Source organism: Mesorhizobium sp. C264A (assembly GCF_040324515.1).
GTDB lineage: Bacteria > Pseudomonadota > Alphaproteobacteria > Rhizobiales > Rhizobiaceae > Mesorhizobium.
Window position 1 is genome coordinate 1314168 of the sequence record NZ_JAMYVY010000001.1, and the last position, 25311, is coordinate 1339478.

The 25311-nt window shown below is 63.7% G+C and carries 23 protein-coding genes and 1 riboswitch; of the genes, 13 read left to right on the plus strand and 10 right to left on the minus strand.

Features of this window, described 5'->3' with window-relative positions:
* Positions 1-63: 63 nt before the first annotated feature.
* The gene (locus NKL04_RS06380) at positions 64-1185 is read left to right on the plus strand and encodes a DUF2336 domain-containing protein (protein WP_023701210.1); all 1122 of its coding nucleotides are present in this window, start codon (positions 64-66) and stop codon (positions 1183-1185) included.
* A 4-nt stretch (positions 1186-1189) separates the two neighbouring features.
* Here NKL04_RS06380 and NKL04_RS06385 read toward each other — a convergent pair whose 3' ends face one another.
* Both NKL04_RS06385 and parE read right to left on the minus strand, forming a co-directional pair.
* Positions 1190-3256 carry an FUSC family protein gene (locus NKL04_RS06385; protein WP_023701209.1) on the minus strand — a complete coding sequence of 689 codons (2067 nt, stop codon included), beginning with the start codon at positions 3254-3256 and terminating at the stop codon, positions 1190-1192.
* A 102-nt stretch (positions 3257-3358) separates the two neighbouring features.
* Positions 3359-5413, minus strand: a complete 2055-nt coding sequence (gene parE / locus NKL04_RS06390; RefSeq protein ID WP_023667605.1) for a DNA topoisomerase IV subunit B — start codon at positions 5411-5413, stop codon at positions 3359-3361.
* A gap of 257 nt (positions 5414-5670) precedes the next feature.
* On the opposite strand from parE, the gene cpaB reads away from it, so the two are divergent.
* The 11 genes from cpaB (at position 5671) to NKL04_RS06445 (ending at position 15852) form a co-directional block, all read left to right on the plus strand.
* Positions 5671-6576 (plus strand): Flp pilus assembly protein CpaB, encoded by a 906-nt coding sequence (gene cpaB / locus NKL04_RS06395; RefSeq protein WP_023701208.1) that lies wholly within the window; start codon positions 5671-5673, stop codon positions 6574-6576.
* Between the two features lie 120 nt (positions 6577-6696).
* Positions 6697-8055, plus strand: a complete 1359-nt coding sequence (locus tag NKL04_RS06400) for a type II and III secretion system protein family protein (protein WP_352723452.1) — start codon at positions 6697-6699, stop codon at positions 8053-8055.
* A gap of 4 nt (positions 8056-8059) precedes the next feature.
* Positions 8060-8326, plus strand: coding sequence for a hypothetical protein (locus NKL04_RS06405; RefSeq protein WP_023667602.1), 267 nt, complete (start codon positions 8060-8062; stop codon positions 8324-8326).
* A gap of 45 nt (positions 8327-8371) precedes the next feature.
* Entirely contained in the window at positions 8372-9586 is a 1215-nt protein-coding gene (locus tag NKL04_RS06410) for a CpaE/TadZ family protein (RefSeq protein ID WP_023667601.1), read from the plus strand.
* Positions 9583-11004: a TadA family conjugal transfer-associated ATPase gene (locus tag NKL04_RS06415; protein WP_023667600.1), complete on the plus strand. Its 1422-nt coding sequence runs from the start codon at positions 9583-9585 to the stop codon at positions 11002-11004. Before NKL04_RS06410 ends, NKL04_RS06415 begins: the two co-directional genes overlap by 4 nt.
* 4 nt (positions 11005-11008) lie before the next feature.
* Positions 11009-11974 carry a type II secretion system F family protein gene (locus NKL04_RS06420; RefSeq protein WP_023667599.1) on the plus strand — a complete coding sequence of 322 codons (966 nt, stop codon included), beginning with the start codon at positions 11009-11011 and terminating at the stop codon, positions 11972-11974.
* 1 nt (position 11975) lies between these two features.
* Positions 11976-12941, plus strand: coding sequence for a type II secretion system F family protein (locus tag NKL04_RS06425; protein WP_023701207.1), 966 nt, complete (start codon positions 11976-11978; stop codon positions 12939-12941).
* 146 nt (positions 12942-13087) lie between these two features.
* Positions 13088-13462, plus strand: coding sequence for a hypothetical protein (locus NKL04_RS06430; RefSeq protein WP_245260193.1), 375 nt, complete (start codon positions 13088-13090; stop codon positions 13460-13462).
* Positions 13432-13923 carry a PA3715 family protein gene (locus NKL04_RS06435; RefSeq protein WP_245271407.1) on the plus strand — a complete coding sequence of 164 codons (492 nt, stop codon included), beginning with the start codon at positions 13432-13434 and terminating at the stop codon, positions 13921-13923. Before NKL04_RS06430 ends, NKL04_RS06435 begins: the two co-directional genes overlap by 31 nt.
* Positions 13924-14056: 133 nt before the next feature.
* Positions 14057-14527, plus strand: a complete 471-nt coding sequence (locus NKL04_RS06440) for a hypothetical protein (protein ID WP_023667596.1) — start codon at positions 14057-14059, stop codon at positions 14525-14527.
* Positions 14528-14688: 161 nt separating this feature from the next.
* Positions 14689-15852, plus strand: coding sequence for a GGDEF domain-containing protein (locus tag NKL04_RS06445; RefSeq protein ID WP_023701206.1), 1164 nt, complete (start codon positions 14689-14691; stop codon positions 15850-15852).
* Positions 15853-15864: 12 nt separating this feature from the next.
* On the opposite strand, the gene gcvP is transcribed toward NKL04_RS06445, so the two are convergent.
* The 3 genes from gcvP to gcvT are packed head-to-tail and all read right to left on the minus strand — an operon-like array spanning position 15865 to position 20167.
* Complete coding sequence (gcvP, locus tag NKL04_RS06450) at positions 15865-18675, minus strand: aminomethyl-transferring glycine dehydrogenase (protein WP_023701205.1); 2811 nt, start codon at positions 18673-18675, stop codon at positions 15865-15867.
* Between the two features lie 17 nt (positions 18676-18692).
* Positions 18693-19061: a glycine cleavage system protein GcvH gene (gene gcvH, locus NKL04_RS06455; protein ID WP_023681591.1), complete on the minus strand. Its 369-nt coding sequence runs from the start codon at positions 19059-19061 to the stop codon at positions 18693-18695.
* Between the two features lie 5 nt (positions 19062-19066).
* Positions 19067-20167 (minus strand): glycine cleavage system aminomethyltransferase GcvT, encoded by a 1101-nt coding sequence (gcvT, locus tag NKL04_RS06460; protein ID WP_023701204.1) that lies wholly within the window; start codon positions 20165-20167, stop codon positions 19067-19069.
* A gap of 149 nt (positions 20168-20316) precedes the next feature.
* Positions 20317-20403, minus strand: a riboswitch (glycine riboswitch).
* 229 nt (positions 20404-20632) lie between these two features.
* Between gcvT and NKL04_RS06465 the strand changes: the two genes are divergently transcribed.
* On the plus strand, positions 20633-21634 hold the full coding sequence (locus NKL04_RS06465; RefSeq protein WP_023701203.1) for a hypothetical protein: 1002 nt from the start codon (positions 20633-20635) through the stop codon (positions 21632-21634).
* Positions 21635-21653: 19 nt separating this feature from the next.
* Here NKL04_RS06465 and NKL04_RS06470 read toward each other — a convergent pair whose 3' ends face one another.
* From NKL04_RS06470 to gfa, 5 genes are all read right to left on the minus strand, one after another.
* A complete protein-coding gene (locus NKL04_RS06470) occupies positions 21654-22445 on the minus strand; it encodes a molybdopterin-binding protein (protein ID WP_023701202.1) in 792 nt (263 codons plus the stop codon).
* A gap of 1 nt (position 22446) precedes the next feature.
* A complete protein-coding gene (locus NKL04_RS06475) occupies positions 22447-23307 on the minus strand; it encodes a cytochrome b/b6 domain-containing protein (RefSeq protein WP_198029306.1) in 861 nt (286 codons plus the stop codon).
* Between the two features lie 152 nt (positions 23308-23459).
* The gene (locus tag NKL04_RS06480) at positions 23460-24152 is read right to left on the minus strand and encodes a DUF1345 domain-containing protein (protein WP_023688301.1); all 693 of its coding nucleotides are present in this window, start codon (positions 24150-24152) and stop codon (positions 23460-23462) included.
* A 21-nt stretch (positions 24153-24173) separates the two neighbouring features.
* On the minus strand, positions 24174-24647 hold the full coding sequence (locus NKL04_RS06485; RefSeq protein WP_023701200.1) for a YaiI/YqxD family protein: 474 nt from the start codon (positions 24645-24647) through the stop codon (positions 24174-24176).
* Between the two features lie 64 nt (positions 24648-24711).
* The gene (gfa, locus tag NKL04_RS06490) at positions 24712-25281 is read right to left on the minus strand and encodes an S-(hydroxymethyl)glutathione synthase (protein WP_023691150.1); all 570 of its coding nucleotides are present in this window, start codon (positions 25279-25281) and stop codon (positions 24712-24714) included.
* Positions 25282-25311 lie beyond the last annotated feature (30 nt).

Below are 25311 nucleotides of genomic sequence, written 5' to 3' on the forward strand. Positions count from 1 at the left end.
CCATTTCTGCCTAGGGTCATTCCTGGGGCCGGAAGCTTTCCGGCAAGGGGCGTAGCAGGCAGTATGGTTGTCTCGCATTTTCTCAAATGGATCTACACCGCGAGAGTTTCGGAGCGCGCCGCGGCGGCGAGCGCGCTGGCCCGCGCCTACGTCAATTCCGACCTGCCTTTCGAAGACCGTTGCGCGGCCGAAGCGGCGCTGACGCTGCTGCTCGACGACGCCTCGTCGAAGGTGCGGCTGGCTATGGCCGAAGCGCTGTCGATGAGCCATCACGCGCCGCTGCAGATCATCAGCGCGCTTGCCTCCGATCAGCCGGAAGTGGCAGCCCTGGTGCTGGCGCGCTCCCCGCTGCTGACGGACGCCGACCTGATCGACCGCGTCGCGGCCGGGCACAAGGCGACGCAAAAACTGATCGCCGACCGGCCGGTCGTTTCGATGGCGGTTGCCGCGGCGATCGCCGAGATCGGCGAACCGGAAGCGTGTGCGGCGCTGCTCGCCAATGACGGCGCCGACATAGCCTCGCTCTCCTTCCGCCGCATCGCCGAGCGGCATGGCCATATCGCTCATTTGCGCGAGGCAATGGTCACGGATGTGCGGCTGCCGGCCGACTGCCGGCACATGCTACTGGTCAAGCTCGGCGAAACGCTGAAGGCTTCGCCGCTGGTGATGGCGCTGATGGGGGCGGCCAGAGCCGAGCGCGTCACGCGCGATGCTTGCGTCAAGGCTTCGGTGCGGCTGGTCGAAGGCACGCGCGCGGAGGAACATGCGGCACTTATCGAACATCTGCGCCTGCGCGGCGACCTGACCGCAAGTTTCATCATCCGTGCCATTGCCCACGGCAAGGTCGACTTTTTCGGCTCGGCCCTGGTTGCGCTCAGCCAGCAGTCGGAGCAGCGGGTGCGGGCCTTGCTCGCAGGCGGCCAGGACGTTGCGTTGCAGGCGCTGTTCCGCGGCGCCGGCCTTGCCGCTTCCACCCATGGCATCATCCTGCGCGCGCTCAAAATCTGGCGCGAAGTCGCCAACGGCAAGCGCCTCGCTGGCGTGCAGGAGGTCAGCTGGCTGATGCTGAAGGAGCTCGGCGGTCCGGCCACCGAGGGCGATCTCGCCGGCCTGGTCAAGTCGATCCACCTCGACGCGCTGCGGGAAAACGCGCGCGGGCATGCGCTGGCGATAGCCGCGGCCTGACGCCCTAAACTCGGTCCTTGGCGAAGAAATCCGGGAAATCCTCGATCGCGGCGGCGATGATGCGCAGCGAGGCTGCGATCTGCAGCATATCCGCACCGCCGCTGCGCTCTGAAAGGCTGGCTGCATATTGCCGGGCCACAGTGACAGTTGCTGTCTGTGGATCGCCGGTTGCGCGAAAGAGCAGTTCACGCGCGAGGCCGCGCAGGAAATTGGCGATCGAGAGCGCGGTGTCGGTAGGAGTGGACGGCCTCTGCTGCGCGGCGCGCAGGCGCAGGATTTCGAGGCCGACGGTAACGGCGGCGACCCCGCCGCCCAGGATCGCATCGCCTTTCCTGCCGGCATTTTGCAAGAGCGGCATCAGCTGGTTGATGCGGTCATAGGCCAGACTCTCGAAGGCCGAACGCCGCGGCACCCGCTCATGCAGGCACAGCCGCGCCAGATCCTCGCGCATGGCGCGCACGATGCGGTTGGCCGCGCGCCATGGATCCACCGGCAGCACCACGATGAAGACGCAGATAGCCAGCAGGATGCCGACCAGCACCGACGCCGAGCCGGCGAAGAACGGGCCTGGTGCATAGGCCATCGCTTGATGCGGGCTGAGGAAGGCGAGGAAATTGATTGCAAAGGCCGTCGCCACGCCGACGGTGCGCGGATTGGCCATGCCCAGCGCCGTCGGTACCAGGATCGGCACGACAAACAGCGTGAACCAGCCGAAGCCGGGCAAAGCAGGCAGCGCGACCTGGCCAACAAGGAAGGCAAAGGGCAAAGCCAGCAGCGTACCCTTGAAGAAGCCCCAGGACACCCGCACCGGGTCAGGCCGCGCGGCGAAAAGACTGGAGACGACCGCAACGAGGATAACGGTGCCGGCCGCGTCGGACCATTTCGTCGTCAGCCAGAAGGCGGCGACCGCCAGCGTGGCAAGGGCGGCGCGTATGGCATTGCGCGAAGCCCCGGGATAATCGCGATGCACCACCAGCGCAGGCAGCTGCCTGTTGCTCCGGCTCGGGCGCGTCACCGGTGCGCGCAGGGCGTCGAGGCCGCGCAGCACCTGCTTGAAGGCTTCGGCGAAATCGGCGGCGATGGTGAGGCGCGTGATGGTGCCGACCCTGTCGTCCTGATCGGTCGAGGCATCGGGCATTTGCCGGGCCTTGCCGGCAATCGCGTCGAGCCGCGTCACCCAGGGCGACGTGTCCTCCAGCGCCTCGGGCGTGGCTGCCAGTTCGCTGACCAGCGACTGCAGTTCCGAGCGCACCGGAATGAGCGCTGCGTTTTTCGGCGCGGCGTGAGAATGCAGCGCGCGTGCCGCCGACAGCGCCGACAGAAGCTGACCGATGGTGAGGCGGACCGGATGGGCGCGGGTGGCGAAGCTCGGGGCTTCGAGCCGGGCATAGGTGCGCATCTCGGCCAGCATCTGGGCGTCCGTGATCAGCTTGCCGTGCAGGCCGGCCAGTCTCGCCGGGTCGCCGCCGGAAAAAGCGCCGCCCGCATAGGTTGCAAGGTCGAGGATGCTGCGCTTCAGCCTGGAGATGATGGCGTCAGCGGCCAGCTTGGGCAGGATCAGCCGGCTGGTCAGGCCGGCGCAGACGATGCCGAGCACGATCTCGGCGCAGCGCGCGACAGCGAGATCGACGATCACATGCGGCTGGCCGAAAGCCGGCAGCCCAATGATCATCGCGGTATAGCCGGCAAGTGCGGCGCCATAGGCTTCCGGATTGCGCAGCAGCGACGAAACCAGCGTGCACAGCCCAATCCAGACGGACAGCGCCGTGACCAGCAGCCAGGGATTGGTGCCGAAAACCGAGGTGATGCCGATCGCCGCAAGTCCACCGGCCAGCGTGCCGAGCAGCCGGTAAAAACCTTTCGCCAGCACCATGCCGGCGACCGGCTGGGCGACGATGAAGACCGTCATCATCGCCCATTGCGGGTGGTCGAGTTTTAGCGCGTAAGCAGCGAGAAGCGCGATCAGACCGGCCGAAACCGTGCGCAGGGCGAAAATCCAATCCGAGCGCGTCGGCTGCGTCAGGCCCGCCAAACTGGTTTCGAAGTAGCTCTTCAGCCGCGCCCAGATCATAAGCTGGTCTCCGTATCGGAAGCGCAGGCTAGAGCAGTTCCAGGAAAAGTGTGAAACGGTTTTCCGCCCGGAACTGCGTCAAAACGAAGAGTTGGCCAGCGCTCAGATATCCAGCACTTCCGTCGCGGCGAATTCGGCGCGTTCCTGGATGAAGCGGAAGCGGGCTTCCGGCTTGGTGCCCATCAGCGCGTCGACAGCATCCTTGGTCGCGGCCACGGCGTCGATGACATCGACCCTGAGCAGCGTGCGCTTCCTCGGGTCCATGGTGGTTTCCTTGAGCTGCGCGGCCATCATCTCGCCCAGGCCCTTGAAGCGGCCGATCTCGACCTTGGCGCGGCCGGTGAATTCGGTGCGCAACAGCTCGTCCTTGTGCGCATCGTCCCTGGCATAGGCAACCTTGCCGCCTTGCCGGATCGAATAGAGCGGCGGCACCGCCAGATAGAGATGGCCGCCATTCACCAGATTCGGCATTTCCTGGTAGAAGAAGGTGATCAGCAGCGAGGCTATGTGAGCGCCGTCGACGTCGGCGTCGGTCATGATGATCACGCGGTCGTAGCGCAAATCCTCGTCGCGGTATTTCGAGCGCGTGCCGCAGCCGAGCGCCTGAATCAGGTCCGAAATCTGCTGGTTGGCGGCTAGCTTGTCGTTGCCGGCGCTGGCGACGTTGAGGATTTTTCCGCGCAGCGGCAGCACCGCCTGGCTGGCGCGGTCGCGCGCCTGCTTGGCCGAGCCGCCGGCCGAGTCGCCTTCGACGATGAACAGTTCGGCGCCCGCGGCGGCATTCTGCGTGCAGTCGGCGAGCTTGCCGGGAAGGCGCAGCTTGCGCACCGCGCTCTTGCGCGACACTTCCTTTTCCTGGCGCCGGCGCACCCGCTCGTCGGCGCGCGCAATCACCCATTCCAGCAGCTTGGAGGCTTCCTGCGGATTGTCGGCCAGCCAGTGGTCGAAGGGATCGCGGATGGCGGTCTCGACAATGCGAATGGCTTCGATCGTTGCCAGCCTGTCCTTGGTCTGGCCGACGAATTCCGGCTCGCGAATAAACACCGACAGCATGCCTGCCGCCGAGATCATCACGTCTTCGGAGGTGACGATCGAGGCGCGCTTGTTGCCGACCAGGTCGGCATAGGCCCGAAGCCCGCGCGTCAGCACATTGCGAAAGCCGGCCTCATGCGTGCCGCCTTCGCCGGTCGGGATGGTGTTGCAGTAGGAGTTGACGAAGCCGTCACCGCCGAACCAGGTCACCGCCCATTCCAGCGAACCGTGGCCGCCCTGCTTCTCGCTCTTGCCGGCGAAGATTTCGCGGGTCACCTGGAAATCATCGCCGAGCGATGCCTTGAGATAGTCCTTCAAGCCGCCGGGGAAATGGAACTCCGCCTTGGCCGGCGTCTGGTCCTTTTCCTTGATCAGCGATGGGTCGCAGCTCCAGCGGATCTCGACGCCGCCGAACAGATAGGCTTTCGAGCGGGTCATGCGATAGAGCCGCGCCGGCTCGAAGGCGGCGCCCTTGCCGAAAATCTGCTCGTCGGGATGGAAGCGGATTTTGGTGCCGCGCCGGTTGTGCACTTCGCCGAGCTGCTCCAGCCCGCTCACCGGAACGCCGCGCGAGAACCTTTGGCGGTAAAGCTGGCGACCGCGCGCGACCTCGACTTCGAGATGGTCCGACAGCGCATTGACGACCGAGACGCCGACACCGTGCAGACCGCCGGAGGTCTCATAGACCTTGCTATCGAACTTGCCGCCCGAATGCAGCGTCGTCATGATGACTTCGAGCGCCGGTTTCTTGAATTTCGGATGCGGATCGACCGGAATGCCGCGGCCATTGTCGGTGACGGTCAGAAACCCGTCGGCCGACAGCTCGACATCGATGAAGGTGGCATGGCCGGCGACCGCCTCGTCCATCGAATTATCGATGACCTCGGCAAACAGATGGTGCATCGCCTTGTCGTCGGTGCCGCCAATATACATGCCGGGACGGCGCCGCACCGGCTCCAGCCCCTCCAGCACCTCGATGTCGGCGGCACTATAGCCCTCGCTGCCGTCCTTGGTCGCAACGGAACGTTTCGTGGCCTGCAGCAGCGGGTCGGCCGGCCGCGCCGGTGTCCGAGCCGATTGGGGCTGCTTTTCCAGATTGCCGAAAAGATCGTTGTTGTCGTCCATGCCTGCCATAGAATCCGGTGCCGCGAATCACCCGTCGATACTGCCACGCTTTTCGGCGCCAAGCGACGGAAGTTCCTGTTACGTTCGGGGATTAAACCCTTCTTATCCTAAAACCTTTCGATAACCAAGCCGGCGGAAATAGGTCCAGCGAGAGCGGCCGCGATTCCTGAATCTTTAACAAAGCGGCCTAGCGTCGCCTCAACAAAACAAAAGACCACGAATGTCAGGGGTTGGTTGTGAGGGGCAAGGCCATAACGATGATTGGCATCGCTGCCGTCTTCGGCGCGATTTCAATCTTTGCCGCGGATTTCTGGGTGAAAAGCCAGGCCAAGGCCGATGCCGAAGAGAAAACGGCGTCGATCCCGGCGCCCGCCGTCCCCAAGGTCGTCTTCAAGACCATAGTGGTGGCCAACGCGCCGCTGCGTTACGGCATGGAGCTTGACCGGGCGCAGCTCAGCGAAATCCCATGGTCCGAGGATTCGGTGCCGCAGGGCGCGTTCACCACAGTCAATGCATTGCTCGCCGAAGGCAGCCGCGTGGTATTGTCGCCGATCGAGGTCAACGAGCCGGTGCTGATCAGCAAATTGTCGGGGCCGAACGGCCGCGCGACGCTATCAAACATGATGACGCCCGGCATGCGGGCGGTGACAATCCGCACCGACGAGATCGCCGGTGTCGGCGGCTTCGTCATGCCGGGCGACCGGGTCGACGTGGTGCTGACACGCGATGCGGGCGAAATCCAGGAAGTGGCCAAGAACGCACAGGGCGCTGCCGGATCGACCGTTACCTCCGAGATTGTCGTCTCCGACGCCAAGGTGCTGACCGTGGGGCAGGGCGCCGACGAGCGCCAGACCGCACCGCAGATCGCCAATTCCGTCACCATCGAGGTGACGACCGAAGGCGCGCAGAAAGTGGCGCTTGCCCGCACCGTCGGCACCTTGTCGCTGTCGCTCCGCTCGGCCGCAGACGGAGGGGCCGCCAAGGACGGCGTCACCACCATCTCGTCCTTCGGCGGATCGGTCGCCTCCGGCGTCCAGGCCGCTGCCGGCGCGCTGTTCACTGCCGCGACCAAGGAGCCTGAGAAGCCGAAATTCAAGACGATCATCGTGACGCGCGGCACGCAGGTCGAAGAATACCAGGTTCCTGCGCGGGACCAGCAATAACTGCCGGTGGGGACCGGGCGAGGGACGGGACAGATGTCGGGACTTCATGCATTTCGAACTACGAAAGGGCTGCGCCCAATGCGGGCGCTTGCGGTGGGGGCTTGCCTGGCCGCGGCCGCAATGCTCGGCCTCAGTGCGCCAGCCAAGGCCGACAACGATATCGTCCATGTCTCGTCCACAACGAATGCGTCGATCAAGGTAGCCAAGGGCAAGCCGAAGACGGTCATGACCAATGCCGCCTTCTACCAGATCGTCATCGGCGATCCGGAGATCGCCAACGTCAATCCGCTGACCGACAAATCCTTCTATGTGCTGGGCAACAATCTCGGCACCACCGGCATCGCGCTGTTCGACGAGAACAAGCAGTTGGTCGGCACCGTCGACATCGAGGTGACGCTGGACACCGACCAGCTGGCCAGCACCATTCGCGCCAGCGTGCCGGACGCCAAGATCAAGGTCGGCTCGGCCAATGGCCGCGTCGTGCTGTCGGGCGAGGCCGATGACGCGGTCGCCGCCGAGAAGGCAAGCAAGATCGCCAGCCGCTTCTCCGGCAATGAAGAAGTGATCAATTCGGTCAACATCTCGTCCTCGCAGCAGGTTCAGCTCAACGTCCGCTTCGTCGAGATCAATCGCCAGGCCGGACAGGATCTCGGCGCCAAATACAGCGCCAATTTCGCTTACGGCATTGGCGGGCGCGACGTCACCCTCGATCCTGGCACGGTGCCGGGAGCCGGCAATGGCGAGATCATCGGCCGGCTGCTGTCCAACGGCCTGTCGATCGACGTCGCCATCAAGGCGCTGGAGGAACGTGGTCTCGCCAGGCGGCTGGCCGAGCCGAACCTGATCGCCCGCTCGGGCCAGACGGCAAGCTTCCTCGCCGGCGGCGAGTTCCCGATCCCGGTCTCCGAGGACAATGGCAAGATTTCCGTCAGCTACAAGAAATACGGCGTCAGCCTCGACTTCACGCCGACGGTTCTCAAGGACGGGCTGGTGAGCCTCGACATCGCGCCGGAAGTGTCCTCGATCGACGCTTCGGCCTCCTACAATATCGGCAATATCTCGGTCCCGGGCTTTATCGTGCGCCGCGCCAAAACATCCGTCGACCTGAAGAATGGCCAGAGCTTCATGATCGCCGGCCTGCTGCAGTCACAGAACGACATTACCACATCGCGTCTACCCGGCCTCGGCAAGCTGCCGGTGCTCGGCTCGCTGTTCTCCTCCAAATCCTATCAGCGGCGCGAGACCGATCTGGTGATCATCGTCACCCCCTATCTGGTCAAGCCGGTCGATCCGTCGAAGAAGCTGCTCGAGCCGACCGACGGCACGCAGCCGGCCAGCAATGTCGACTATTTCCTCAACAACACCGAGGAAGTGAAATCGTCCGAAGCCAATCGTGCAGTGGCAATGGCCAGCGGCAGTACGCCACAGCCGGCCGCGGTCACCACCGTCGGGCATTTCCTCGACCTGCCGAAGGATTGAAGCCATGCGCGTGGAATCATGCATCGCCCTGCTGATCGCCGGCCTCGCCGGCGGCTGCACCAGCGACGACTATGTCCGCTCCGAGGGACCGACGATTGCCGCCGGCAACGCACAGGCCGCCAATACGGCCATGCAGATGGTCGATCCCTGGAAATACGGCGTCCAGAACACCAGGCTGCTGGTGCCGGCGCAGCGCAGTGAGGCGGCAGTCAACGCCGCCGACCAGGCTGCTGCTGCCAAGGCCGTGCAACCGACAGCGACAACCGATTGATTTGCCCCGGTGATTTGACCGGGAATGACCTGACAGGCTGACAAAATGGCAAGCGGCATCAAGACCAAGAAGATCCTGCTGGTGTCCAGCGACCGGACCTTTGCGCAGGATACGCGCACCGCGTTCGCGGCCTCGGAGGTGATCCAGCTTTCGACCGTCGAGAAGAACATTACCGAACTGCGCGGCGAGGTCCAGGAAGCCGATTTCGGCGCGCTCATCGTCGACATGGATGCGGCAAAGCTGGAAGAGATCGAGTCGCTGCAGCGCATCATGCGCCGGCTTGAAGGCCGCGTTCCGGTGGTCGTCGTCACCCAGGAATTCAACGCAGCCGCAGTGCGTATCCTGGTGCAGCTCCAGGTCGCCGATTTCCTGGTCAAGCCGATCACCACCGCCGATCTGGTGCGGTCGGTCGTGCGCGCGCTGCAAGGGCCGGGGCGCGAGGAAAACACCGAGTCGCAGATCTATACCTTCATGCCGGCCGCCGGCGGCGTCGGCACCACGACGCTGGCGCTGCAGACCGCCTTCCAGCTGCATCATTCGGTGACGCGCGGCGCGTCGACCTGCGTGGTCGACCTCAATTTCCAGCAAGGCGCCTGCGCCGAATATCTCGACCTCGAGCCGCGCTTCGACATCACCGAAATCGAGAACCAGCCCGAGCGCCTCGACCGTCAGCTGCTGGATGTGATGCTGTCCAAGCATGCGAGCGGGCTCTGCGTGCTGGCGGCGCCAACGCATCCGTCGGAAATGCGCTCGTTCAAGACCGATGTCGTGGTGCGCATGCTCGATCTCGTCTCGGCCTATTTCGATAACGTCGTCATCGACATGCCGCGCACCTGGTTTCCGTGGACGGAGACGGTGCTGCTCGGCTCCAACAAGCTCTACATCGTCGCCGAAATGACGGTGCCATGCCTGCGCCACACGCAGCGGCTGATCCAGGCGGTCTACGAGACGGCCGGCAAGGAAGTGAAGCCGAACGTCATCGTCAATCGTTTCGAGCAGAAGATGTTCGACAACGGCATCAAGCAGGCGGATGTCCAGGAAATCCTGGGCGAGCATTTCGTCGGCGGCATCTCCAACAATTACCGGCTTGTGCGTGAAGCGGTCGACCGCGGCGTGCCGCTGCATGAGATCGACCCGAACGCCAATGTCGTCAACGATCTGAAGAGGATCATCCTGCCGGAAGAAGCCGTGGTGACGCCGGAGAAATCGCGCTCGCTGTTCGGCATCGGCAGGGGCCTCCTGAAGAGGAAAGCCGGATGACCAGCCGCTTCTCGACCCTGCAGAACCGTGACGTCCGCGCGCTGAAGCCGGCCGAGGCGGCGCCGGTCGCGCATCACGCCGTGGTCATCCCGACGAACCGAAAGGCCTTGCCGCCGAAGCCGGAGACAACACCGGGAAAAAGCGCCAACAAGGTGCTCGATGCCCGCGTGCGCATCCACCGGCTGCTGCTCGAGGAAATCAACCTGGTCGCGCTGGAGCGCCTGCCCAAGGATGAGATGCGCCGGCAGGTGCAGGAGTTCGTGTCGGAAAAGACCCGCCAGGAGCGTATGGCGATCAACACCGTCGAACTTGAAGCGCTGGTCGATGACATCGTCGATGAGATGGTCGGCCTCGGCCCGCTGGAACCGCTGCTCAAGGACCCCGACATCAACGACATCCTGATCAACGGCCACCAGAACTGCTTCGTCGAAAAACGGGGCAAGCTGCAGCAGGTCCATATCCCGTTCAAGGACGAGGCGCACCTGTTGCGCATCGTCAACAAGATCGTCGCCGCCGTCGGCCGCCGGGTCGACGAATCGCAGCCGATGGTCGATGCCCGCATGCTCGACGGCTCGCGCTTCAACGCCGCCATTCGCCCGGTCGCCGTCGACGGGCCGCTGGTGTCGATCCGCAAGTTTTCAAAGAACAAGCTCGGCCTGCACAAGCTGGTCGAGTTCGGCGCCATCACCCAGAACATGGCCGAGGTGCTGGCGGCTGCAGTCCACGCCCGCAAAACGACCATCATCTCGGGCGGTACCGGCACCGGCAAGACGACGATGCTCAACGCATTGTCAGCCTTTATTCCGGAAGACGAACGGTTGATCACCATCGAGGACGCGGCCGAACTGCAGCTGCAGCAGCCGCATGTCGCGCGCATGGAAACGCGCCCCGCCAACATCGAAGGTCATGGCGAGCTGAAGCAGCGCGACCTGGTCAAGAACGCGCTGCGCATGCGCCCTGACCGCGTCATCCTCGGCGAGTGCCGCGGCGAGGAGGCCTTCGACATGCTGCAGGCGATGAACACCGGCCATGAAGGCTCGATGGCGACCATCCACGCCAACACGCCGCGCGACGCCATTTCGCGCCTCGAGCAGATGCTGGGCATGACCGGCATGCCGATGACGGTGCAGTCGATCCGCAGCCAGATCGCCAGCGCGCTCGACCTTATCGTCCAGCTGACGCGACTGTCGGACGGCAAGCGCAAGGTGACCAGCGTCGCCGAGGTGACCGGCATGGAAGGCGACGTCATCCAGATGCAGGAGATATTCCGCTTCGTGCGCACCGGCATGGAAGCCGACGGCAAGATCCTCGGTCACTACGAGGCGACCGGCATTCGCCCGCGTTTCCTCGAGGACCTGCGCAATATGGGCATTGAATTCCCCGGCAAATATTTCGAACCCGGCCGGCCGCAGGAGTAGCCGGGTGTTCGAGAATTTCAGCCCGATCTATGTCGTCTATGCCGCGGCAGCGCTGACCGGCATCATGATCGCCGAAGGCTGCTATCTGCTCTATGCCGGCCGCAGCGACAAGCGCCTGGCTATCAACCGGCGCATGAAGCTGCAGGAAAACAAGATCAGCCAGGAACAGGTGCTGATCCAGCTGCGCAAGGAACGCGGCCTCGATTCCGGCACGTCATCCTTCTCGCCCGACCGTTTTCGCGCGCTGCGCACGCAGTCTGGCATGGTGATGCCCTTGCCGAAATTCCTGACGATGACGACGGGCGTGGCGCTGGCGATGATGCTCGTCGCGCTCTGGTACGGCCTGCCGCTGTTGCTCGCCATTTTGCTGTTTGTGGTGCTGACAGCGCTGCTGCCGGTAATTGTGCTGCGCTCCAAGCGTGCCCGGCGGGTGAAGCGTTTCGGCGTGCAGTTGCCGGAGGCGCTGGAATTGATCACGCGCGGCTTGAAGGCCGGGCATCCGGTTCCGGTGGCGATCTCGATGGTGTCACGCGAGATGCCCGATCCGATCGGCACCGAATTCGGCGTTATCTCCGACGAGGTGACTTATGGTTCCGACCTGGTTTCGGCGTTGAATTCACTGTTTGATCGCGTCGGCCAGGAGGATCTGCCGCTGTTCGTCACCGCGGTTTCCATCCAGACGAGTTCGGGCGGCAATCTGCGCGAGATCCTCGACGGGCTGTCGACGACGATCCGCGAACGCGGCAAGCTGCGCCGCAAGGTGCGCGCCATTTCGACCGAGGGTCGTATGTCGGCCTATATCCTGACGGCGGTGCCGGCGCTGCTGTTCGCCGCCATCATGGTGATGATGCCGCAATTCTATCAAAGCGTCTGGGATGTGCCGAAGACCTGGTATCTGCTGGGCGGTTCGGTGACATGGCTGATGCTGGGCAACATCATCATGTTCAAGATGTCGAACTTCCGGTTCTGAGATGGAGCAGGTGATCCAGTTTCTTGCCTCGCTGGCGCCGACGTCGCTGATGCCGGTGGCCGCGCTGCTGCTGGCACTGGGCGGCAGCGCGGTGGCATGGCCGCTGGTGGTGGCCAAAGGCGACCGCAACGATCTCAAGCGCCGGCTCAAGATCGACGACAGCAAGACTCCCCAACAGGCCGAGGTGGCGCCGAAGAAGAACCAGAGCGTCGTGCGCGAGAAGGCGGTGAAGCGGGCGCAGGAATTCTACGCCAAGAGCGATCCGGAAAATGTCGCCCGGCTGCGTATGAAGCTGATCCAGGCGGGCTATATGGAGCCGCGCGCGGTCGGCACATTCTTCCTGATCCGCTTCGCCTGCCTGGTGGGCGCAGCCATCGGCGCGTTCCTGGTCAACTATTGGATGGGCAGCGCCGATTCCACCGCGACCAGCCGCTGGACCTTCATCATCCTGTCGGGAGCCGCCGGCTATTTCGTGCCCGGCCTGGTGCTCAGCCAGAAGGTGCGGGAAAAGATGCGCGAATACCGCAACGGCTTTCCCGACTTCATGGATTTGATGATCGTCTGCTCCGATGCCGGCATGAGCATGGAGGCAGGCATCGAGCGGGTCTCGAAGGAACTGGCCAAGACCTATCCGTCGCTGAGCCAAAACCTGCAGCTGGTGTCGCTGGAACTCAGGGCCGGCCGCAGCCTCGACGATGCATTGAAGGCGCTCGCCGACCGCCTCAGCCTGGACGAGGTGCGCTCCTTCGCCACGCTCTTGCAGCAGTCGAAGGAACTCGGCACCAGCCTCGCCGGGGCGCTGCGCGTGTTCTCCGACGAAATGCGCCACAAGCGCATGTCGCTGGCCGAGGAGAAGGCACATGCCTTGCCGGCCAAGATGTCGGTGCCGGTGGTGGTGTGCATCCTGCCGGTGGTGCTGATGATCGCCGTCATCCCGATCATCGTCAAAATGACGGCGGTTCAGTAGATACCAAGGCAGTAGATACCAAGTGGCCGCCCGGCGGCTTTCTACGGTTACTCACTTCAACTACGCTTCGCCTGGATGTCATATCCGGCCGGTTTGGCCGCTCTCCTTCGGCAAAATCCGCAAAAAGCAAAATGAGTGAGCCGTCCATGCGAATAGTCTTGTGCACCGCCTTCCTCGGCCTCGCCGCGGCCAGTCTGTCGCCGGCCTCGGCCGCGGCCGACGATTGCGGCGACGCTGCCGCTCTGGTGCAGCAGGCATATCCGAAAGCCCAAAAGAGTGCCGATGGCGCCTCCTTCACGCTCGAACCTCACACCAGCATCGCCCAGACGCTTTGGGATGGCGATGCGCCATTCGGCGTGGTCTGCAAGATCTGGCCCGCCCATGACGACCTGTTGTTGGTCGCCGTGCCGCTGATCGACAGCTCCCAATCCAGCGACGACGGGCATGTCGGCGATGTCGAGCTTCTGGTCGTCGACAGGAAGACCCGGCAGTGCGCCAGCGCCTGCTCCAGCCCGGGCTGATGACCGATGATGCCGTCGGCATCCGCGAGATCGACTTCGATACCGGGCGCTACAGATTGGCGCCCGATGTCGGCGCCTTCGGCCTGCGCATCGACATGGCAAACCATTCGCAGCCGAATCCTTTCAGTGAAACCGACCTGCGGCTCTATGCCCTTGACGGCGGTGCTCTGCGCCTGGTGCTCGACGGCATCATCGTGGCCGGCTTTGGCGGCGAAGGCGACACCAATTGCGCAGGATCCTTTCAATCCAACCGGGTCAGCCTGGCGATGAGCCCGGCGAGACATCACGGCTATCACGACATCACGGTGTTCGAGCGGTTGGACACCGACAATCCGTCTGTCGACAAGAATGGCGAGTGCCAGTCCCATCCCGGCAGGTCCATGAAACGAACCTACCGGCTGCGCTACGACGGCAGGCGCTATCAGTTTCCGGCGGGGCTCAAGGAGCTGGAGCCGGAATAGGCTTCGGTTGGTTAATGGCTTCTGTGCCCGAAACCAAATTTTAGGCGCGTTTCCGCACTGAAGTTTAATCGCCCTGTTGTAGTCTGCTTCCTCAGAGAACGACCCGGTAAATCGGGCGATTGGGGCCAGGGGCATGCGTCACAGAAGTTTCACGGCAATGGCCGCGCTAGCGGCGGTCTTGATGGTCGGCGGCTGCACGACCGACAACGTCGACAAAACCAAGACCACATCGATCCAACCGGTGGCAAAAGACGTCAGCACCTCCGACCTTGCGCAAGGCAAGGCGCAGTTCCGCGAGGCCAATTACGGCCTTGCCGAACAGCATTTCCGCAAGGCCGTGGAACTGAAGGCCGACAGTGCCGAGGGATGGATGGGGCTTGCCGCCTCCTATGACGAACTCGGCCGCTTCGACTTCGCCGACCGCGCCTACGACCAGCTTTTGAAGGTTGCCGGGCGCAAGCCGCAGATTGTCAACAATATGGGCTATTCGCAGCTGCTGCGCGGCAACAAGAAGAAGGCGAGAGCGCTGCTCATGGAAGCAAGGGCCGGCATGGCCGACCCGAGCGTGATCAACGCCAATCTGGCGCTGCTCAACAAGGGCTGAGACTAGGGACACTCGCGTGCCGAGCTTCGCGGGACGGCAGTCGACGCTTTGTAAACCCTGTCGGCAGGTTGCTTTGAAAACCGGCCGAAAACGGTATCTCCGGCCGGTTGCATGCCTATGATGCGCCACAAATCGAAGATCCCAAAGGTTGCCGCTCATCCATGCTGGATTTCAGTTCGCTATTGCTGGCGGCTGCGCTGTCGGGCACATGCCTGAGCGTCACCATGTTTGTGATCTGGTTCACGGCGCCGCGTGCACGCTTCGTGCTGACGGTTGCGTGCGGTATTCTCGTCCTTGTCGCCCACGTCATCGTCTTCTGGCGCTACACGAGGGAGCCCAGTCCGTTGCTTTGTCAGGCAGCGTTGGCGCTGCTCAGCCTCGGTTTCCTGGCGCTTTCACTTTCGGCCATGCAATATCTTGGTGTGCGCAATTACAGCCGCGCTGTCCTGCCGGCCATGCTCGCGATCGCTGTCTGCGCCGGCGTGACCTATCTCGGTTTCGATGGTGTCGGCTTCATCCTCACCTATACGACGGTAACAGTGCTGCTCGCCTCGATCGGGGTGATGTTCTGGATCAAGGGCGGTCAGGATCGCGGCATTCTGCTGGTCGTTTCGGCGCTAAGCGGCGTCTGCGGCGTATCCTTCGGGCTCTGCGGCGCCGTGCTTCTGGTCAAGGGCCATTGGGTGCTCGGCGTCGCACCCGACAATTGGGCCGAGCGGTTGAATTCGGTCGTGGCGGTCGCCTGCATGACGGCTCTCGGCGCGCTGACGCTGTCGCTGCATCATCTGCAGGCACAGATCGAACTGAAGGCCGAGACCCTGACCGACCCGTTGACCGGTCTGATGAACCGGCGGGCTTTGAACTCGCTCTATCGCGAGCGCGTCTTCGGCCCGTTCATGTCGGTCGCCATGTTCGACCTCGACCACTTCAAGCGAACCAACGATGTCTATGGCCATCCCGTCGGCGATCGGGTGCTCTGCCGTTTCGCCGCAGTCATCAAGAAGTATGGCAGGGTTGGCGTCGACGCCTTCCGGCTGGGCGGCGAGGAGTTCGCGTTGGTCATGTCTCGGATGACCGAAGACAAGGCCTACGATTTCGCCAGCAGGATCGGCGTCGCCTTCGGCACGGAAGTGGTGCCGACGCCGCGCGGGCCGTTGCGCAGCAGCGTCAGCGGCGGCATTGGCTTTGGCAAGGAAGACGGCAGCAGCCTGGATGAAGTGCTGGCCGAGGCCGACCGGGCGCTCTACGCGGCCAAGAACGCCGGGCGAAATCGCGTGCTTGTCCTCAACGGCAAAGCCGACGGACCGGCCCTGCGCTCAGCCTGACAGGCCAGAGTGTTATTCGGCGGCGCCGAGATATTCCGACAGCGGCGGGCAGGAGCAGACGAGGTTGCGGTCGCCGGCGACATTGTCGATGCGCGAGACCGGCGGCCAGTATTTGGCCGCTGTATCGACATCGCCGGCGGGGTAGGCCGCTTCCAGCCGCGAATAGGGGTGGGTCCACTGGCCGGCAAGGGTTTCGGCCGCCGTGTGCGGGGCATTGACCAGCGGGTTGTCCTCGAGCGGCCATTCACCCTTCGCCACTTTCGCTGCCTCGCCGGCAATGGCGATCATCGCCTCGCAGAACCGGTCGAGTTCGCGCTTGGGCTCGGATTCGGTCGGCTCGACCATCAGCGTGCCGGCGACAGGGAACGACATGGTCGGCGCGTGAAAACCGTAATCGATCAGCCGCTTGGCGATATCGTCGACGCTGATGCCAGCGCTCTCCTTGAGCACGCGCGTGTCGAGGATGCATTCATGCGCGATGCGATCGTGCCTGCCTTTGTAGAGAAGCGGGAAGTGCGGCGCGAGCCGCGTCGCCACATAATTGGCCGAGATGATCGCCGTCTCCGTCGCCTGCTTCAGGCCGGCGGCGCCCATCATGCGGATGTACATCCAGGTGATCGGCAGGATGGAAGCGCTGCCGAACGGGGCAGCGGACACGGCATGCGCCGAATCTTCGGTGACATGACCCGGCAGATAGGGTTTCAGATGCGCCCTGACGCCGATCGGACCGACGCCCGGACCGCCGCCGCCATGCGGGATGCAGAAGGTCTTGTGCAGGTTCATGTGGCAGACATCGGCGCCGATATCGGCGGGCCGCGCCAGGGCGACCAGCGCGTTAAGGTTGGCGCCGTCGAAATAGACCTGGCCGCCATGTTCGTGGATGAGAGCGCACAGGTGGCGCGCGCCTTCCTCGTAGACGCCGTGCGTCGAGGGATAGGTGAACATCAGAGCTGCGAGATTCTTGGAATGCTCGTTGGCCTTGGCTCGCATATCGTCCATGTCGATATTGCCGTCCTCCAGGCAACGCACGACGACGACGCTCATGCCGGCCATCGCCGCACTCGCCGGATTGGTGCCATGCGCGGACTGGGGGATCAGGCAGATGGTGCGATGGCCTTCACCGCGTGCGCGGTGATAGGCGCGGATGGCGAGCAGGCCGGCATATTCGCCTTGGCTGCCGGCATTGGGCTGCAGGCTGACGGCGTCGAAGCCGGTGATCTCCGCCAGCCAGCCTTCCAGCTCGCCGACCATGGCGCGATAGCCGGCCGAATGGCTGGCCGGCGCGAAGGGATGCAGGTTGGCGACAGCAGGCCAACTGACCGGCATCATTTCGGCCGCCGCGTTGAGCTTCATGGTGCAGGAGCCCAGCGGGATCATGGTGCGGTCGAGCGCCAAATCCTTGTCGGCTAGCCTGCGCAGCAGGCGCATCATGTCGGTCTCGGAGTGGTTTTCGCGGAAAACCGGCTGGGTCAGAAACTCCTTGCCGCGCGGCTTGCCGGGCATCGCGCCCGCCTCAGTAGCGCCGGACTTGGCGCCGAACAGGGCGGCGATAGCCTCGACATCCGCCTCGGTCGAGGTTTCGTCGAAGGCGATGCTGATGCGGTCGGCATCGATGACGCGCAGCAGCCGGCCACCTTTTTCAGCGGCAGCGGCGATCGAAGCTGCCTTGCCCTTCACTTCGGCCGTCACCGTGTCGAAACGGCTTGAGCCGAGCACGGAAACACCAGCGGTTTTCAGGCCTGCTGCGAGGCCGTTGGCGAGCTCATGGATGCGGGCTGCGATCGCCTGCAAACCAGTGGGGCCGTGCCAGATCGCGTAGGCGGTCGCCATGTTGGCAAGCAGCGCCTGCGCGGTGCAGATGTTGGAGGTCGCCTTGTCGCGGCGGATATGCTGTTCGCGCGTCTGCAGGGCGAGGCGATAGCCGGGACGGCCCTTGCTGTCGATCGACTGGCCGACGAGGCGGCCGGGCATCAGCCGGGTCAGCTTGTCGGAGACGGCGCAATAGGCGGCGTGCGGGCCGCCAAAGCCCATCGGCACGCCAAAGCGCTGCATCGGGCCGACGGCGATGTCGGCGCCAAGCCTGGCCGGCGCTTCGGTCAGGGTGAGCGCAAGCGGATCGGCGATGAAGACGACCACGGCGCCGGTGGCGCGAGCCTTCTCGATCGCCGCCTTGTGGTCGCCATAGACGCCAAACGTGTCCGGCCAGGAGACCAGCAGGGCGGCGGTGTTGTCGTCGATGGTCTCGCCATCGATTTCGATGCCGAGCGGCTCGGCGCGGGTGCGCACGACGTCCAGCGTCTGCGGATGCGGCGTGCCGGCCAGCGCCACCTTGGTGCGCTTGTCGCGATGATGGCGCAGCGCGATGCCGACCGCTTCGGCCACCGCCGTCGCTTCGTCGAGCAGGGAGGCCGAAGCCACCGGCAGGCCGGTCAATTCGGTAACCAAGGTCTGGAAGTTGAACAGCATTTCCAGGCGGCCCTGGCTGATCTCGGCCTGGTAGGGTGTATAGGCGGTGTACCAGGCCGGGTTATCGAACAGGTTGCGCTGAATGACCGGCGGCACATGGACGCCGTGATAGCCGGCGCCGATGAAGCTCTTCAGCACCCTGTTTTTTGCCATGGTCGCAGCCAATTCGGCCAGCGCTTCGGCTTCGCTGGCCGGCGCGGGAAGGGCAAGCGGCAGATCGAGGCGGATCGACTGCGGCACGGCCTGGCTGATCAGCGTCTCGACGGAGGGAACGCCGATCACGGCAAGCATGGCTCTGACATCGTTTACATCAGGACCGATGTGGCGGGCCGAGAAGGGGGTAAGTGCTGCGCTCATGGCAATAGGTCCTGATGTCAACCGATATGGGCTTTGTAGGCGGCCTCATTCATGAGGCCTGCGAGTTGGCCTTCGTCGGCGAGCTTCATCTTCCACAGCCAGCCGTCGCCGGTCGCAGCGGAGTTGACCAGCGACGGGTCCGAGGACAGCGCGCCGTTGGCGTCGGTGATCTCGCCATCAACCGGCGCATAAACATCGGATGCCGCCTTGACGGATTCGACGACCACGGCGGTGTCGCCCTTACTGAGTTTGGTGCCGATTTGAGGCAGTTCGACGAAGACGAGATCGCCAAGCTGTTCCTGCGCATAGTCGGTTATCCCGACGGTGGCGATGCCTCCCTCGACGCTCAGCCATTCGTGATCTTGTGTGAAATAGGTTTTTGCCATCGGAATTATCCTTTGCGGTAGCGATGAGGAGTGAAGGGCAAGGAACTGATATCGACCGGGATTTTCGTCCCGCGAACGTCGGCGAACAGTTTCGTGCCCGGCTTGGCCAAGGCCGTTGACACATAGCCCATGGCGACGGGATGGCCGGCCGACGGGCCGAAGCCGCCTGATGTCACGTAGCCGGCCGGATCGCCGTCGGCATCGAACAAAGCAGCGCCGGCGCGCACCGGCTGGCGGCCGTCCGGCTTCAGGCCGACGCGCTTTTGCGACGGCCCGCGCTCCAGGATGGACCGCAGCGCATCGGCGCCGATGAAGGACCCGCCGGCGCGGAGATCTTTGGGGATCGCCCACATCAGGCCGGCACTCGCCGGATCGATCTCCGGCGTGATGTCCTGGCCGTGCAGGCACAGGCCGGCCTCCAACCGCAGCGAGTCGCGGGCAGCAAGGCCGATCCACAACACACGCTCGTCCTCGAGCAGTTTCGTGACCAGAGCGCGCGCATCCGCCTCCGGCAGGCCGATCTCGAAGCCGTCCTCGCCGGTGTAGCCGGAGCGGCTCATGAACCAGTTTTGCTTCGGCTCGATGCCATGCATGAACAAGAGTGAGCCGGTCTCGATGCCGGCGCGGGACAAGGCAGCCCAGGCTTCGGGCCCCTGGATCGCCAGGAAGACGCGATCGAGCGCATCGACCTTCACGTCGAAATCGGTCGCCAGCGCACGCAAATGCTTCTCGTCCTCGACCGCATTCCCGGCGTTGGCGACCACCATGAAGCGCTCGGCGCCGAGCCGGGTGACGATCAGGTCGTCGATGATGCCGGCGGCCTCATTGAGGAAGAAGGTGTATTTGGACTGCGAAATGTCGAGCGCGCCGGCATCGAGCGGGCAGGCGCGGTTCAGAAGTGCCGCAGCGCCCGGTCCGCTGACCGCGAACAGCTTCATATGCGAAATGTCGAACAGGCCGGCATGTTCGCGGGTGTGAAGGTGCTCCTTCATCACGCCGGCCGGATAGGTCAGCGGCATCGACCAGCCGGCGAAGGCGCCAAAGCGCGCGCCGGCGGCGGTGTGCAGATCTTCGAGGGGTAGGTGTTTGGTGTCGTCGCCCGTCATGTCATCTCCAGAGTCGCACGCAATCGGCCGCTGCTGGCGACCAGTCCGTGCCCCTCTGTCTGAAGCCTGAGAGACTCGCGCAACCGGAACTCTGTCGGCGACGCTTACACCTTCGGCGCGGGGGCAAGCCCCGACTTTCCAGAGTGTCTTTCCCGTCTACGGTTCTTTTGCCTGAGAGATTTCGGGCGATTTCCCCTTCGGCGGCAGCTCGCGCTGCTCTCTCCCGCAAACAGGTAGGACTCAAAACTTGAGCCCTCGACGCGCCATCCATAGCTTGTCGGCGACACCTTGTCACCTGCCCGCGACATCAAAGGTATATCGATATTCAGGTGATGCCGGCCTGCAAGCCGGCAAGTCTTCGCTAACCACGCCGTTTGCCGGTTTTTCAAGACAATGCCGATATTCTGGGCTGATAGTTTGACCGGCAATTGCGTTGGGCACGGCAGTAGACGGGGAACGACAGAGATGGGCGAAGGGATCGGGAGCGCGCTGGTGGCGGGGCTGGCCTCGAAGGACCGCATCACGGCGGAAGATGTCGTCATGCTGCGTCGCGAAGTGTTCGCCGACGGCGTGGTGACGCGCGGCGAGGCCGAAGCACTGTTCGCGCTCGATGCGACGGCGACGGACAGATGCCCGGAATGGCCTGAATTCTTCGTCGAGGCCGTTACCGACTACATCGTCCACCAGGAAAAGCCGGCAGGCTATATCTCTGAAGACAATGCCGGCTGGCTGATCAGGACGATCTCGCGCGACGGCATGGTCGACAGTGTGACCGAACTGGAGCTGCTGGTGCATGTGCTGGAAAAGGCGAAATCATCGCCCTGCCGGCTCTCCGCCTATGCGCTCGAGCAGGTCGCCAACGCGGTGGTCGACGGCAAGGGACCACTGATGCTCGGCGGCGCGCTGGTTCCCAGGCTGGTCGCCAACGCCGAGGTCGATCTGCTGCGCCGCATCCTCTATGCCTATGGCGGTGACGGCAATATCGCCATCACCCGCACCGAGGCCGAAGTGCTGTTCAGGATCAATGAGAGCAGTGCTGCCGCCGACAACGACCCGTCCTGGAACGATCTGTTCGTCAAGGCGCTCGCCAATTTCGTCATGTGTTCGGCCGGCTACGAAGCGCCGACGCGCGATGTGGCGCTGCGTCGTGACAGTTTCCTGGACCAGGCCGAGCCCGAAGTTGGCGGCTTCTTCAGCCGCATGGTGTCGGGCGGACTTGCCGGCATCATGGAAGCCTATCGTTCGCCCGGCGATATCGAGGCCGAGTGGGAATCGAAGAACCGTGCCGCCGAAGCGCTCGCCCGCCGGGCCGAGACGATCGACGCCGGCGAGGCGAAATGGCTGGCCGAGCGCATCGGCACCGACCGCCCGCTGCACGACAACGAACGTGCGCTGCTGACGCTGATCAAGCACGCCTCGCCGGAGATCCATCCGGCGCTCAAGCCGCTGCTGGATAAAGTAGCGTGAGGTCGATCGGCCGGCTCAATCAAATCCCGCCATACCAGTCATAGCCATTGTCTTCCCAGTAACCGCCGCGGCCGCCGCCGACATTGGCGAAACTGTCGACGAGTTCTATTCTGTAGAGGTACTTCGGCATCTTGTAGCCGAGCTGGCGTTCGACGCGGACGCGCAGCGGCGCGCCGTTTTCGACCGGCAGCGGCTTGCCGTTGAGGCCGTAGGCCAGGATCGTCTGCGGGTGGCGGGCGTCGATCAGGTCGATGGTGCCGTAATATTTGATCTCGCCGGAAAGAGACCGGTCGATCGTGTCCAGGCAATGGAACATGACGTAGCGCGCCTCAGGCTTGACCACCGCCTGGTCGAGCACCAGCGACAGCGGGGTGCCGGTCCATTTGGCGATGCAGCTCCAGCCTTCGACGCAGTCGTGACGGGTGATCTGGCTACGACTCGGCATGTTCTGCAACTGCTCGCGGCTGAGCGACAGCGGCTTTTCGACCAGGCCCGTCACCTCCAGCCGCCAGTCGGCGAAATTGTTGGCGAGTAGGCCCTTGTAGGTGTCGTCGTCGGGTGCGGTAACGCCGTTCGGCCGCTGCGGCTGGCGGATGTCGGCCTCGGAAAATTCCGGCGCCAGCGCGTCGCGGCCGGCCAGCAGCCGTTGGGCCCGATAGGTCAGGCCATTGGCATTTTCGAGGAAACTGCGCAGGCCGTCGCCCATGCCGAGCTGGCTGTCGAAGGCATCGCAGCCCGACAGCATGATGCCGGAAACGCCGAGGCTGGCACCCGTCAGGAATTTGCGGCGGCTGATTTGGAATTTGGTCATCTCACGCACTCCTCTCGGTGTCACCACGCGTGGGCGGATCGGTGCGGTACCAGCCGGTGATGATCGAGCGCAGTTCGTTGATCGGGCCGGCGGCGAGGATCATCAGCATATGGACGATGAAGAAGCCGACCAGCAGCACCATCACCGTGAAATGGATGGTGCGCGCCGTCTGCCTTCCGCCGAGCAGTTCGTTGAGCCAGGGCAGCACCGAGTTCATGCTCGGCGACATGGCAAGGCCGGTGATGATCATGAGTGGCAACAGCACGAACAGTACGCCGCCATAGGCCATTTTCTGCAGCGTGTTGTATTCGCGTGTGTGGTGGAACCTGAGCTTGGCGTGCTCGATGATGTCCTGCGGCAGCCGCTTGAGATCGTCAAGGCGCGGCGCCAGATCGCGGCGCAGATGGCCGTTGACCAGGCTGGCGACCAGCCAGACGACCAAGGTGGTTGTCAGTATCCAGGCGAAGAAGAAATGCACGACGCGGGCGGTGCCGAGATCGTAATAGGACGGGATTGTCGCCCAGGACGGGAAGGCACGCGACGTTTGCTGCCCGGCCGGGCCCGACCAGCCGAGCACGCCTGTGGTGTCGAAGCGATGGCCGAAGATTTCGGTATAGCCGCGCGGGCCGGTGGCGGTGTTTTCGGCGCCGATGGCAAAGACGGTGTTGTTGTACTCGAAGCCGGATTGCTTGCCGATGTAGAGCTGCGGCCGGGCATTGAAGATCTGCAGGCCGGACAAAAGCATGAAGAACAGCGAGATCGCCCACAGCCAGTGCGTCAGGCGGGTCCAGCGCGATTGCCGGTAGATCAGCGTCGCATCCTTCGGTCCGGCGGCATTGGCGCCTGCGGCGGGCTGACTCATGGCAATGGCTTCCATCTTTTCCTCGCCTTCCGGCTGCGCGATCCTGGGACGGCCGCGCTCGTCCTTGTCCTCCCAATACGTCGCTATCGAAAGCGATGTTTCATGCGATCACGTTTTTATTACGGGCACGGGTTTATCGCGGGCACGGATACTCAATTGCCGAGGCTGACCGCGAGATTGACGACGGCGGCGACGATGACGGCGTTGAAGAAGAACGACAGGATCGAATGGACAAGCACCACGCGGCGCATATGCGAGGTCGTGATCGCGGTGTCGGCGGTCTGCGCGGTCATGCCGATCACCGTCGCGAAATAGAGAAAGTCCCAACCGTCCGGCCGTTTGCTGCCGGGAAAATCGAGGCCGCCGACCGGTATCTTCTTCTTGGTTTCGGCATCGATCGCGTCGCCGTCCATCCAGTAGACATGCGCATAGTGGAGGGCGGCCATGGCATGGATGGTGAACCAGCCAAGCGGGATCGACAGCATGGCGAAGCCGAGTTCGATGGGGTCGCGATCCTTGTGATTGATCAAAAGGAACAGCAGGACAATGGCCATGGCGACGATGCCGAGCGTGATGGCAAAGATGCCCAGCACTGGGAGGTCCAGTTCGCGCGCGTTCTTGCTGAGATAGCGGCCGGACAGCAGCGGCATCTTGGCGATGACGAGCGCGATGAAGACGACGAAGAAGGAATCGGCGGCAATCGAGATCGAATAGGCAAGCCGCGTGGAGACGGGGAGCGATCCAATCAAAGGCAATACCGCGGCAAATACGACCAGACCGACGGCTAGCGACACAAAGAACTGCTTGTGCCGCTGCAAGGGGTTATTCGGCGATGTGTCGGCCATAGCCCGACCTCGGATGATGCTTCACGTCTGGTCGGGTGTGACGGATTTCAGAGCCCGCCGCAAGATACGGTCGAGCTCACCCAGGAAACGCGAGCGATCCTGTGGCGCAAAGCTGGCATTGTAGCCCTTGCTCTCGCCGGTTTCGCGCAGATGCTGCTTCAAATCGCGCATTGCAACCGCCATGCCGATGGTCTCCGGCGTGAACGGCCGGCCGGTTGGCCCAAGCACATGCGCGCCGAGCGCCACGCTGCGAGCGGCAAGCGGGATGTCGGCGGTGATCACGATGTCGTTGGGTTTTGCGTTCCCGACGATCCAATCGTCAGCGGCATCGGCGCTTTTAGAGACGACGACGTTGCGGATCATAGGATCGCGCGACGGACGCAGCCCGCCATTGGAGACGTAGGTGACGACCACGCCATGGCGCTCGGCGACCTTCTCGACCTCGGCTTTCACCGGGCAGGCGTCGGCGTCGACGTAGATGGCGGGTGCGGGCATTATCTCTCCAAAACGGACATGGGGCCGGCATGTTACCCGGCCCCATGCCAGAAATCTCGTACTGTCAGGCCGGCAGCGCGCCCGACTTCTTCGCCGTCCAGGTGGCTATGTAATCCATCAGGCCGGGGTTGAGACAGTCATAGGGTTCGAGGCCGATCGATTTCAACTGGCCGCGAATGCCGTCCATGCGCTTGGGGTCGACACCGGATTCGATGATCGACGAGACGAAAGCGGTGAAGCCCGGCGGTGACCAGCCGTCTTCCTCGAAGCGCTCGGGATGGATGAAGGACAGACCCTTGAACGGATGATCGCGCTCGACCGGGCCGTGCATGTGGACGCCGCAACCGGTGCAGGCATGGCGCTGGATCAATGCTGCCGGATCGACCACCTTCAGCTTGTCGCCATTCTCGGTGACGGTGACGTCGCCAGTGCCGGCGACCGCCACGACCGAGAACACCGCGCCGTCCGGTTTCCAGCATTTGGTGCAGCCGCAGGCATGGTTGTGGGCGATCTGGCCCTTGACCGTCACCTTCACCGGCTTGCTGGTGCAGGCACAGACCAGCGTGCCGCCAGCAAAGCTTGCGCTTTCCTTCGGCAGGCCATTGTCGATTTTCGGATGCAGTTTCTCAGGCATTATCTTCCTCCCTTGTTGAACCCATGCAAC